At 58.5% G+C, this 11,030-nt stretch carries 12 protein-coding genes; 7 read left to right on the top strand and 5 right to left on the bottom strand.

Annotated elements, in window-relative coordinates:
* The first annotated feature begins 107 nt into the window (after positions 1 to 107).
* The gene (locus tag ODJ80_RS06760) at positions 108 to 815 is read left to right on the top strand and encodes a YoaK family protein (protein WP_178864349.1); all 708 of its coding nucleotides are present in this window, start codon (positions 108 to 110) and stop codon (positions 813 to 815) included.
* A gap of 651 nt (positions 816 to 1,466) precedes the next feature.
* Here ODJ80_RS06760 and spoVAE read toward each other — a convergent pair.
* From spoVAE to ODJ80_RS06735, 5 genes are all read right to left on the bottom strand, one after another.
* Positions 1,467 to 1,823 carry a stage V sporulation protein AE gene (gene spoVAE, locus ODJ80_RS06755; RefSeq protein WP_263041461.1) on the bottom strand — a complete coding sequence of 119 codons (357 nt, stop codon included), beginning with the start codon at positions 1,821 to 1,823 and terminating at the stop codon, positions 1,467 to 1,469.
* 116 nt (positions 1,824 to 1,939) lie between these two features.
* Complete coding sequence (locus tag ODJ80_RS06750) at positions 1,940 to 2,329, bottom strand: DUF5301 domain-containing protein (RefSeq protein ID WP_263041460.1); 390 nt, start codon at positions 2,327 to 2,329, stop codon at positions 1,940 to 1,942.
* A 49-nt stretch (positions 2,330 to 2,378) separates the two neighbouring features.
* Positions 2,379 to 3,179, bottom strand: coding sequence for an HAD-IIA family hydrolase (locus tag ODJ80_RS06745; RefSeq protein WP_263041459.1), 801 nt, complete (start codon positions 3,177 to 3,179; stop codon positions 2,379 to 2,381).
* Between the two features lie 60 nt (positions 3,180 to 3,239).
* Complete coding sequence (locus ODJ80_RS06740; RefSeq protein WP_263041458.1) at positions 3,240 to 3,527, bottom strand: sigma factor-like helix-turn-helix DNA-binding protein; 288 nt, start codon at positions 3,525 to 3,527, stop codon at positions 3,240 to 3,242.
* A 17-nt stretch (positions 3,528 to 3,544) separates the two neighbouring features.
* Positions 3,545 to 3,763, bottom strand: coding sequence for a hypothetical protein (locus ODJ80_RS06735; RefSeq protein ID WP_263041457.1), 219 nt, complete (start codon positions 3,761 to 3,763; stop codon positions 3,545 to 3,547).
* Between the two features lie 352 nt (positions 3,764 to 4,115).
* Between ODJ80_RS06735 and ODJ80_RS06730 the strand changes: the two genes are divergently transcribed.
* The 6 genes from ODJ80_RS06730 to ODJ80_RS06705 all read left to right on the top strand — a co-directional run bounded on the left by ODJ80_RS06730 (position 4,116) and on the right by ODJ80_RS06705 (position 11,019).
* Positions 4,116 to 4,610, top strand: a complete 495-nt coding sequence (locus ODJ80_RS06730; RefSeq protein ID WP_263041456.1) for a hypothetical protein — start codon at positions 4,116 to 4,118, stop codon at positions 4,608 to 4,610.
* 20 nt (positions 4,611 to 4,630) lie between these two features.
* On the top strand, positions 4,631 to 5,260 hold the full coding sequence (locus ODJ80_RS06725; RefSeq protein WP_178864346.1) for a CpXC domain-containing protein: 630 nt from the start codon (positions 4,631 to 4,633) through the stop codon (positions 5,258 to 5,260).
* 320 nt (positions 5,261 to 5,580) lie between these two features.
* Entirely contained in the window at positions 5,581 to 7,398 is a 1,818-nt protein-coding gene (locus tag ODJ80_RS06720; protein ID WP_263041455.1) for an aryl-sulfate sulfotransferase, read from the top strand.
* 45 nt (positions 7,399 to 7,443) lie between these two features.
* Positions 7,444 to 8,460, top strand: coding sequence for a glycosyltransferase family 2 protein (locus ODJ80_RS06715; RefSeq protein ID WP_263041454.1), 1,017 nt, complete (start codon positions 7,444 to 7,446; stop codon positions 8,458 to 8,460).
* 780 nt (positions 8,461 to 9,240) lie between these two features.
* Positions 9,241 to 10,341: a UDP-galactopyranose mutase gene (gene glf / locus ODJ80_RS06710; RefSeq protein ID WP_263041453.1), complete on the top strand. Its 1,101-nt coding sequence runs from the start codon at positions 9,241 to 9,243 to the stop codon at positions 10,339 to 10,341.
* Between the two features lie 45 nt (positions 10,342 to 10,386).
* Entirely contained in the window at positions 10,387 to 11,019 is a 633-nt protein-coding gene (locus ODJ80_RS06705) for a hypothetical protein (RefSeq protein ID WP_263041452.1), read from the top strand.
* Positions 11,020 to 11,030 lie beyond the last annotated feature (11 nt).

The raw sequence follows: 11,030 nt of genomic DNA, 5'->3' as shown, positions 1-11,030 counted from the left end.
GCGCACACAGGAAAGGCTCCCGCAAGGGAGCCTTTCCCTTTGGGATTGGTTGCATCCCGTTAAAAAACATGGTATCATCCCTCTATAGAATGAAATGGGGGATGACTATGGCAGAAAAGAAATATTTGGTTTGCGAGCGCCGCAGCGTGTTCGCCCTGCTTACCCTCAGCGCCGGGATGATGGGGGCCTACACCTTCACCTTGCGGGGCGGGGTGTTTTGCAACGCCCAAACCGCCAATGTGGTGCTGATGGCGATTGCCTTTGGCCAAGGCCGCTGGGGAGAGGGGGCCTATTACCTCATCCCGATTTCGGCTTACCTGGCCGGGGCTTTCCTATCGGAGATCCTGCCCTCGCCGGTGCGGCGTTTGGGCTTCCTCCGGTGGGATACCTACTTGGTGGCCTTTGAATGCCTGGTGCTGTTTGCGGTTGGGTTCATCCCCTTGTCTTGGCCCCACCACTTGGTGCAGGTGCTGGTGAATTTCATCGCCTCTATGCAGTACAACACCTTCCGCCAGGCGGAGGGCATCCCTATGGCCACCACCTTCTGTACCAACCAGCTGCGGCAGGTGGGCATTGGTTTTGCCAAGGCGGTGCGCAAAGGCGACCGGGAGGGCCTGCGCCGGGCCCTGTTCTTCCTGGGGATGCTTGGGTGCTTCTTTTTGGGGGGCGCGGCTTCCGCCTTTGCGGGCACACTGCTCTCCGCCAAGGCCATTTGGCTCAACCTGATCCCCCTGGGGGTGGTGCTGGTGCGCCTGGTCCACGCGGACCTGACCGACGAAAAGGACCAGCTTTCCCGCAAGCCCGCGGGCCATTGAAGGGGATAACGCGCAAAAAAGACGCCGGGCCGCTGTCCCGACGTCTTTTTTCGTGGCTGGATTTTTGAAAGGGATGGGCTTTTGCCGGTCTTTATGGTTGAGATCCCCCGCCGCTCGTTGCACATGCTTTGGGCGAGGCAAGGGCGCGGAGACACTGAGCTGTGAAACACCGCCGTCGCTTCCGCCAAAGGGCGGACGTACAGCGAAGACTTTACTTGTCTCTCCCAAACCCAAGCGCGGGGTCGCTACGTCCCACCGGGGACCAGGACCGCGGCTTGTCCCGTCCGGTCATGGATAAAGTTTTACTTGTTTCCACTCAACTTACGCGGAGGGACCCGCCCTTGGGTCACGCAAGAAGGCGGCTTGAGAGCGCAGGCACTGCGCTGGTCCGGCCACGGACAAATTTTTTCTTGTCTCCACCTGATCTAAGCGCGGGCTTGTGAGCTAGCTGCTCTCAACAAGCCCCGCCGCCTTAAAGCGGCGGTCTCGGCTGCCGCCTCGGTCAGTCCTAAACGGTCCCCACCGGGGACCAGGACCGCGGCTTGTCCCGTCCGGTCATGGATAAAGTTTTACTTGTTTCCACCCAACTTACGCGGAGGGACCCGCCCTTGCGGAACGCAAGAAGGCGGCTTGAGAGCGCAGGCACTGCGCCTAGGATTTGTCGCGGGGCTTGGCCACCAGGGCGGCCAGCAGGCCGAAGAAAGTGGCGGCAGCTGTCCCGGCGGCCCCGGCGGTGAGGCCGCCAGTGAACACCCCCAGAAAACCCTCCTCCGCCACTGCCCTGCGCACCCCCTCGGACAGAGCCCAGCCAAAGCCGGTCAAGGGCACGGTGGCCCCGCAGCCCGCGAACTCCACCAAAGGGGCGTACAGCCCCAAAGCGCCCAAGGCCACGCCGCTAGTGACAAACAGCACCATAATGCGGGCCGGGGTCAGCTTGGTCAAGTCGATGAGCAGCTGTCCAATAACGCAGATCAGCCCGCCCACCCAAAAGGCGTTGAGATACTCCATACTGTTTCCCCCTTCTCTCCCCAGTGTGCCCGTCCCCAGCACAGATTATGCCCTGTGTAAGGAAAAGAAAAGGGCGGGCCGCTCCCTCAAGAGATGGCCCGCCTTGCTCGTGTGTCTCATGCCAGCTGTGCCAGCAGGTCCTCCAGGCTGCCTTCCAGCCGGAAAATGCCGGTGTAGGGCTGTTCCACTAAGGTGGCGCCCCGCTCTTCGTAGTAGTAGAGCAGCGTCTCGCCCCCTTGGTTTTCCAGCGTAAGGCTGCCGTAGGGCTCTGTCAAAGGGGCGTCCTGCACGGACTCCCGGCCGGTGCTCCGCCCGGTGGAGAGGACCTCCATCACCGCGGCGATATCCTCCGCCTCCGTCAGGGCCACAGGCTCTCCCGCCAGATTTTCCCCTTGGATAGCCTCCACCTCTCCCGCCAGGGGCAGGGCGATGGCCTCCCCCTGGCAGCCTGTCAGCATCAGGCACAGGCCCGCTGCCAGCAGAAGGCCTGCAATGCTCTTTTTCATAAATGTGCTCCTTTCCCGCCGGGGACCCGGCGCGCTTAGGGGAGAGGGGTTACAGCAGCTCTCCCAGTTCTTCCAAGTCCCGCACCACCAGGGTGGGCTGTATCTCGCTCTGGGCCAGCAGCTCCGGGGTGGTCTCGCCGCTCATCACCAAGATGGAGGTAACCTCTGTCCCCGTAGCCACGGCAATGTCCGTGTACAGCCGGTCTCCCACCACCGCCAGCTCTTGGGGCTGGCAGCCGGTCTGCGCCAGCATGTATCCCAAAGTGTGAGGGGAGGGCTTGCCGAAAAACTCGCACTGTACCCCGGTGGAGGCCTTTACAAGAGCGGCGATGGAGCCGCAGTCCGGGATGAAGCCCCCTTCCACCGGGCAGTTCCAGTCCGGGTTGACCCCGTACACCGGCCGTCCCGCCCGGATCAGGTCGCAGGCCACCCGCAGCTTTTCATAGGTGAGGGTGGTGTCGAACCCCAGGATGACCAGGTCCGCCTCCGGGTCATCGGGGGTAAACCCGGCTTTGCGGAAATCCTCCTGCAGGAAGGGGGTGCCCACCACCCAGCATCGGGCCCCTGGATGGCGCTCCTTCAGCCACTCCAAGATCACCCCGTTGGAGATGAGCATTTTTTCCGGCGGGACCGGAATGCCCATGCGGGAGAGCTTTTCCAAATAGGCCTCCCGGTTTTTCGAGCTGTTGTTGGTGAAAAAGCAGAAGTCCCGGCCAGTGTTCCGCACCTTCTGCAAAAATCCCACTGTAAAAGGAAAAAGCCGTTCCCCCAAGTAGATGGTGCCGTCCATATCCAGCACGAACATCCGCACCCGAGAGAGCCTTTCCCGCTGTTCTCTTGTAAGGGCCATGGCGCCACTTCCTTTCCAGCCGATTATACCAGCTTTTCCGCCCCGCTGCAACGTCCTCTCTTACTCTTCCAGCAGGCTGGCCAACCCGGCGTAGCGCACGGCCATTTCCAGGCGCTTGCGGGCCCGCTGCAGGTGCCGCCAAACCGTGGTTGGGTTGATACCCAGCTTCTCTCCGGCCTGTTTCAGGGTCAGCCCATAGACCATGCACAATGTGACGCATTCATACTGCCGGGAGGTCAGCTCGTGCCGGATCACCTCCCACAGCACCCGGCCCGCCGCGTCCAGCATCCTCCGGTTGGTGGCGCCCCCGGTCTGGGCCGCGGCCAGCTCGTGCCGGAGCTCGTCCAAGTTTAGAATTCTCCTTTTCACCGCTGCCCCCTCCGTTCCTGCTTGGCCCGGTGCTCTAAAAGCCGGGCGGTTTGGCGGCATTCCAGGTACATCTCATACAACAGGGCCAACCGCCTTCTGCGGCTGCGGGCAGCCTGGCGGTCCTGCGTCTCTGGCTCCTGACGCAGCAGGTCCATCCGTTCCTGCACGCGGGCAGCCTCCTCCCAATAGGACTGGCTCCACTTCATAAAGTCCATCTTATCCCGCTCCTTTCCTCTCCTGCAGCAGGCCTCCCTTCCTTGCGGCAAAGGGGCAGGCGCTGTGTTTTTTAATCGAAATAGAACATTTGTTCTATCGTGCCCCATACTGTATCAGAAACAGGGGAAAAGCGCAAGCGTTTTCCAGAACTTTTTTCTGGCCCCTCCATAGAATTTTGGGAAAGGTCTGGTCATTTTCCCAGAGATGGGGTATAATATGCACAACAGGCGGGGTTTGGCTTGTGCTGCGGGCGCGGCGGGGCCTCCCCGGCAAACCAGCGCTGCGGGCTGCGCAGGGGGCGGTTGGCCCTTTGCGTGAATCGCGCTCCGCAGGCGGAAAGGTGGCATCGTTATGGAATTTTTGAAGAGCATTGGCAGGGCCGTGGGAGAAGCGGCCAGCTATTTGGGAGAAAAGAACCGCAGGGCAGCCCAGCTCAACCGCATCCGTGCGGTAATCCGCTGCCAGGAGAAAGCGGCGGAAAAGGAGTATCTGGCCTTGGGCCGCTATTACTATCACAGCCTGCGCGACAAGGAGAACCCTGTCACGGAAGGGCACTGCGCTTCTTTGGACCAGATCGAGCGCGCCTTGGACAGTGCCCTGGACCAGCTGGAAAAGTTTTATGGCAGCCAGGAGGAGGCCAGGGAAGAGGTGACCTTGGAGGATGTGCAGGTCTTTGACGAGGACCCCACTGCCCCTGCGGAGGCCCCCGCACCTGGTGAGACGGCTTCCCCTGCCCAGCAGCCCGCGCCTTCCACGGACGCTGGCGCCCCTGCGGAAGGACCTGCCCCCCAGCAGGCTTCCCAGGCTCCCGCAGAGGAGGGCACGGACCTGCCCTTTGAAGGCTGAGCGCGGGAGGGAGCAAGGGAATGTCAACAGAGATCGTCAAGGATATTATCTGCCCCCAGTGCGGAGAGCCGCAAAAGTACCGGCTTTACGCCAGCATCAACGCCAAGGAAAACCCAGAGCTCAAGCGCCGCATTTTGGATGAAACGCTGTTTGATTGGCGCTGCAACCGCTGCAACTATTTTGCGGCAATGGCCCATTCCTTTTTGTATACCGACCCCGAGGCAGGGTATGTGGTGTGTGTAGCTCCCGGGGGGGAAGCCGCCTCTATGGAACCCACCCCAGAGGTGCAGTCCTTTACCAAGCGCCGGGTAAAAAATTTGGCAGAGCTGAAGGAGAAGATCCTCATTCTCGACGCGGGCTTTGATGACGTGGCTGTGGAGCTGGTGAAGAACGCCCTGTGCACAATCATCCAGCGCACATACCGGGTGGAGCGGCTGCACGCCTATTTCAGCCGAATCAATGGGGAGGAGATGGAGTTTGCCATTTTCCTGCCCCGCAAGCCAGAGCCTGTGTACCATTCCACTAAGCTGGAGGTATACCGCCAGTCCCAAGAGGTGCTGCGCTCTCTGGATTTTGTGGACCCCCAAGGCTTTGTCACGGTCAATGCCAAGCTGGCCCGCCAGCTGTTGGAGGAGTACCAGAATATTTGATGGAAACTGCAGAGGGAGGGTCCGCGTGGGCCCTCCCTCTTCTGCGGCGGAAGACTTCGGCAAATTTCGTCCCAATTCCCAGGGGAATCGGTTTCCTTTAGCCTGGGGAAAGCCAGACCGGATATACTAAAGCGGACAGCCGCGCCATAAAAAATAAGGTTTCCCCCGTGGGGAAATTTACAAATTTTTTCTGGACAAGCGCTGTGAAAATACTATAATAAAGAGGATAGGCGATCCCTGGCCTAGCCAAAGGCCAATGGGCGTCCCGCTGTGCCGGGTTCCCTTTGGTGCCACTTCATTTATGAAAGGATTGGTCCCGCTTGAAGTCTCACAGTTCTTCCAAATCTCACAGTACCAAGAAAAAGGTAATTATCCTCTCCTGCGTGATCGCGGGCCTGGCCGTGCTGGCGCTGGCAGCCTATTTTATCGCCAGGGGCGTGGCCAGCTCCTTTATCCAGTCGGAGATTTCCACCCGGGAGGATTGGAGCATCTCCACAGGCGATGTAGCCGACCGGGAGGCCTCGCAGCAGGTCACGGTTTACACCGGCCCTGTGGAAGCCAGCATTGAGATCACCCAGATTGTCCCGGATGAGTACGAGGAGGAAGGCTTTACTTACTACGATGAGGAAGTCCAGGACCGCCTGGCCTACACGCTGTTACAGCTTACCCAGGAGGAAAATTACACCCTGGAATCTCCCCTGGCAATCCTGAACCCCTTTGGCACCGGCTCCAACGGACTGTACCTGTACTTTGGCACCAACAACCCCACCAAGGTTCAGTACACCGTCTCGGTAGAGGATGAATCTATCGCCGATTACACCGCCTGGGCCAACAACGCCGGGGAGGATGGCTTCAGCCGGGTGCAGGAGTTCCTGCTTATTGGCCTGGTGCCCGGGCAGGAGAACACCGTCACCCTCACCGCCTATAACCGCCAGGGCGCCCAAACCCAGTCCGCTTCCTTCACCATCGACATGCCCGAACCCACCTCTGGCTACGATGTAACCCTGGAAACCGTGGACGGCGACAGTGCGCAAGAGCTCTCCAACGGCCTGTACTACGCCATGGGCATCGGCGGCCAGTACGGCTACACCTTCTTCTATGACAACGACGGCGTCATGCGCTATGAGATGGTGCTGGAGGGCTATCACTCTGACCGCTTCCTGTGGGATGATGACGGCAGCCTCATCACCTGTGTGGGAAGCACCAAAGTGGCCCGGCTCAACCGCTTTGGCCAGGTCACCCAGGTTTACGACCTGGGTACATACGAGCTTCACCACGACATCAACTGGGGCCCCGAGGGCACCATCCTGGCCTTGGCCACCGATTTAGAGGGGGAAACCGTGGAGGACCAGGTGCTCCAAATCGACCTGGAGAGCGGCGAGGTCGCCCACATTGTGGACTTCACCCAGGTGTTCCAAAGCTATTTTGAGAACACCCGCCCGGTGCAGGCCACCGACCCCTTCGGCCTGTGGAGCGAGGGGGAATGGGACTGGCTCCATTTGAACTCCCTCCAGTATGACGAGAGCGACAACTCCATCATCGTCAGCTCCCGAGAGACCTCCACCATCATCAAGTGCGCCCTGGGGGAGGAGCCCCAGATCGTGTGGATGGCCGGCAACCCCGATTTCTGGGAGGGCACGGACTTTGCCCAGTACAGCCTGGAGGCCCAGGGGGATTTCTCCTACCAGTACGGCCAGCACGACGTGGAGCTTATGTCCAGCGAAGAGGTTGAGGCCCTGGGCTTTGAAGCCCCGGAGGAGGGCCAGCTCTACCTGCGGGTCTACGACAACAACTACTACGCCATGTCCAGCCGGGATGACTTCCAAGTGGAAGTGCCGGAGGATGTGGGCACCGCCAACATGGAGGACGGGGTGGACTCCCACGTCTATTACTACCTGGTGGATGAGAACGCCGGGACCTTCACCCTGGTGGATTCCTTCGACCTGCCCTACTCCAGCCTGGTCTCTAATGCCCAATGGCGGGGGGACAGTTACACGGTTAACAACGGCGTACACCAGTGCTTCGAGGAGTACGACCAGCAGGGCAGCCTTATCCGTCAATACAAGTATACTTGTACCGCCAACGGTTACCGGGTGATGAAGGATGACTTTGAGGGCTACTGGTTTCTCCAGCAGTAACAGTTTTGATCTTGTATGTCACAATCCAGAAAGGAGCGAACCACTGTGAAACTGCTTTCTGTAACGGTGCCCTGTTACAATTCCCAAGAGTATATGCGCCACTGCATCGAAACCCTGCTCCCCGGCGGGGAGGAAATCGAGATCTTGATCGTGGATGACGGCTCTAAGGACAACACCGCCGCCATCGCGGATGAGTACCAGGAGAGATACCCCGCCATCGTCCGGGCCATCCATCAGGAGAACGCCGGCCACGGCGGAGCCGTGATGAAGGGCTTGGAGAATGCCACAGGCCTCTATTTCAAAGTGGTGGACAGCGACGACTGGGTGGACCCCCAGGTCCTAAAGGACCTGTTGAAGCTGCTGCGCCGCTTCAAGCAGACCAACCAACTGGTGGATATGGTGGTCAGCGATTTTGTGTACGACAAGGTGGGAGCCAGGCACAAAAAGGTGATGCGCTATCCCCGCGCTATCCCGAAAGACCGGGTTCTGCATTGGGAGGATGTGGGCAATTTCCCCAAGGGGCATTACCTGCTGATGCATTCGGTGATCTACCGCACCCAGGTGCTGCGGGACTGCGGCTTGGACCTGCCCCTTCACACCTTTTATGTGGACAACCTGTTCGTCTATGTGCCCATGACCCGGGTGAAAACCCTGTACTATGTGGACCGGGTGTTCTACCACTACTTCATCGGCCGGGAGGACCAGTCTGTGCAGGAGGCGGTGATGATCCGCCGGATCAACCAGCAGTTGAAGGTGAACTGGCTCATGTTCCAGCAGGTGGACCTGGACCAGGTGGAGAACCAGCGCCTACGCCGGTATTTGCTGAATTATTTGGAGATTGTCACCACCGTTTCCTGTGTGCTGTTATACCGCTCTGGCACGCCGGAGCATTTAGAGATGGAGCGCCGCTTTTGGCAGGACATGGAGCGGGACTATCCCCGCCACTATGCCCTGCTTTCCCGCCGGATGTTCGGACGGGTGCTGGGGGCCCAGAACGCGGCGGCCCAGCGTTTCACCTTGGCCGTTTACCGCCTAAGCCAAAAAATATTCGGCTTCAACTAGCGCGTGGCCGCGCGGGACAAGACGCGAACGGCGCTTAAAGGCGCCGGAGCTGGCTGAGAGACGCTAGCCCAAAAGCCCGCGCTTGGGAAAAGTAGGGACAAGTAAAAGTTTTTAGTCAAGTTTTTTTCAAAAAACTTGCGAGGTGTGGAGCAGCGCTCCACGGCCTTAACCGGCGCAGCCGGTGGAAGAAAAGCAGGGCAGCGCCCGCACGGCGCTGGTGCCCGGTGGGCACCGTTCAGCGCTGACCGAGCCGGCAGGCGAGACCGCGCAGCGCATAGGGCGAGGCCCGGTCGCGGTGGCACCCCCAGAGGGAGACATCCGTCCCCCCTTTTTTGGGAGTATGGGAAGGCAGGACCTACGGTCCCGCACCCCCTTAGGGCCGTGGGACGCTGTCCCACACCCTGCCACCTTTGAAAAGGTGGACGAAACTTTTACTTGTCTCCACCCAACTTGAGCGGAGGGACCCGCCCTTGCGGAACGCAAGAAGGCGGCTTGTCCAGTCCGGCCACGGACGGCTTGAGAGAGGGAAATGGACGAATCACCCCGAAAACCCAGGAAATAAGCCATTTTTATGACTTGCCCACATGGGCGAATCACTACGGGAAATGGTCAAGACACCTGTATGATTCGTCCACATGGTCAAATCATAGAACCCGCATAAAACCTGACTTTTTTGATGATTCGTCCATTTTTTCATCTCAAGTAGAGGGGGCGCTCCTTGCGAAGAGCGGGCAGGAAGACGGCCACGGACCCAGGTACCGGGGGAAAGGAAGTGCTAGAATGAAATACGATTATTTGATTGTGGGGGCGGGCCTCTACGGCGCGGCTTTTGCCCAGCAGATGACCGCCGCGGGAAAGCGGTGCCTGGTCATTGACCGGCGGCCCCACATCGCGGGCAATGCCCACTGTGAGGTGGTGGAGGGCATCCAGGTGCACCGGTACGGGGCTCACATCTTCCACACCTCCGATGAGGGCGTGTGGGAGTATGTGAACCGGTTTGTCCGGTTCAACCATTTTGTCAACTCCCCCGTGGCCATCTACCGCGATGAGCTGTATAACCTTCCCTTCAACATGAACACCTTCTCCAAACTGTGGAACATCCAAACCCCCGCCCAGGCCCAGGCGGAAATCCAGCGCCAGGCGGCCCGCCACGCCATTGATGAGCCCCAAAACCTGGAGGAGCAGGCCCTGAAGCTGGTGGGGGACGACATCTATCAAAAGCTCATCAAGGGCTACACAGAGAAGCAGTGGGGAAGGGACTGCAAAGAGCTGCCCCCCTTCATCCTAAAGCGGGTGCCCCTGCGCTTTACCTTTGACAACAACTATTTCACCGACCCCCATCAGGGCATCCCCCTGGAGGGGTACGACGCCTTGGTGGAGCGGCTGCTTACGGGCAGCGATGTGCTCCTCTCCACCCCCTATGAGGAATTTATCGCCGCCCACCCGGACGCCGCCTGGAAAACTGTGTATACCGGCACCATCGACGGGTTCTTCCACTATTGCTACGGCCCCCTGGAATACCGTTCCCTCCGTTTTGAGACTCAGGTGCGGGATTGCCCCAATTACCAGGGCAGCGCCGTGGTGAACTACACCGCCCGGGAGGTGCCCTACACCCGTGTTATCGAGCACAAGCACTTCCAGTTTGGCGCCCAGGAGAAAACCGTCCTCACCTGGGAGTACCCCTCCCCCTGGCAGCCGGGGGAGGAGCCCTATTATCCCGTCAACGACGAAAAGAACCAGGCTTTGCTGGCCCGGTATCAGGAGTTGGCCCGCTCCCGGCCGGAGGTGCTCTTCGGCGGCCGCCTGGGCAGCTACCGTTACTACAACATGGACCAGGTCCTCCGCGCCGCCCTGGACGCCGCCGCCCAAGAGCTGGCTTGATTCTATTTTGATAGCGGTGGAAATGGTCTAAATGGAGGAGATTATATGAAAAAAATTTGTTTCCTTTTGATTCTATCATTATGTTTTACCCTTTCCGCATGCAGTGGAAAGGGCAATATTCAACCTTCTTTAGATATATCTTCTTCTAACGTTGCTGAGGAAGCAGGGAAAGAAACGCAAACATACATGGAGGAAGAATCTGAGGTTGAAGAAAATCTGTCACAAACTGAGGAAATACCAGCTAGTGATTCTGAACCTAAATATTTTGAATCGGATGAAGTTGTAGACCAGTTTTTTGTTGCCTACAATGCGATTGCAGAAGTGACCATCCCCGCAGAGAAAATTGAGAAAGGGAATATTCAAACCAAAGCATTGGCCTATATTGATGATTTGTGTTTGGAGATTGCCAATGCGAAAGATTTCCTTTCTGTTTCAATGAGTGCTTCTGTTGAGAATGAAGAAACAAAACTGTTTGCTGTTTTTCGGGATTCCATAAAGGCTATGAGGGAAAATCTAGCAAACGAGGATATTCAATCAGCCTGGGAAGCAATCCATGAGACCGGTTATCTTGTAGAGGATTATGACTTTAATGGTATTAGCATTACATATGTTCCCTCTAAAGAGCTTTCCTGGGGAACTTCTGATTTGAGAGTGGATTTGGAAATTCCGTTGAACTGACGAGTTGGAAT

It is taken from the genome of Acutalibacter sp. LFL-21, from assembly GCF_025630755.1.
In the GTDB taxonomy this organism is placed as follows: domain Bacteria; phylum Bacillota; class Clostridia; order Oscillospirales; family Acutalibacteraceae; genus Acutalibacter; species Acutalibacter stercoravium.
The sequence above is the reverse complement of the archived record's forward strand: the minus strand, read 5'-3'. Positions and strand labels throughout refer to the sequence as shown.

Bases quoted from the DNA above. Each gene is read 5' to 3' on its own strand.
- ODJ80_RS06760 (WP_178864349.1), top strand. From the start codon at position 108: ATGGCAGAAAAGAAATATTTGGTTTGCGAGCGCCGCAGCGTGTTCGCC.
- spoVAE (WP_263041461.1), bottom strand. From the start codon at position 1,823: ATGGAGTATCTCAACGCCTTTTGGGTGGGCGGGCTGATCTGCGTTATT.
- ODJ80_RS06750 (WP_263041460.1), bottom strand. From the start codon at position 2,329: ATGAAAAAGAGCATTGCAGGCCTTCTGCTGGCAGCGGGCCTGTGCCTG.
- ODJ80_RS06745 (WP_263041459.1), bottom strand. From the start codon at position 3,179: ATGGCCCTTACAAGAGAACAGCGGGAAAGGCTCTCTCGGGTGCGGATG.
- ODJ80_RS06735 (WP_263041457.1), bottom strand. From the start codon at position 3,763: ATGGACTTTATGAAGTGGAGCCAGTCCTATTGGGAGGAGGCTGCCCGC.
- ODJ80_RS06730 (WP_263041456.1), top strand. From the start codon at position 4,116: ATGGAATTTTTGAAGAGCATTGGCAGGGCCGTGGGAGAAGCGGCCAGC.
- ODJ80_RS06725 (WP_178864346.1), top strand. From the start codon at position 4,631: ATGTCAACAGAGATCGTCAAGGATATTATCTGCCCCCAGTGCGGAGAG.
- glf (WP_263041453.1), top strand. From the start codon at position 9,241: ATGAAATACGATTATTTGATTGTGGGGGCGGGCCTCTACGGCGCGGCT.
- ODJ80_RS06705 (WP_263041452.1), top strand. From the start codon at position 10,387: ATGAAAAAAATTTGTTTCCTTTTGATTCTATCATTATGTTTTACCCTT.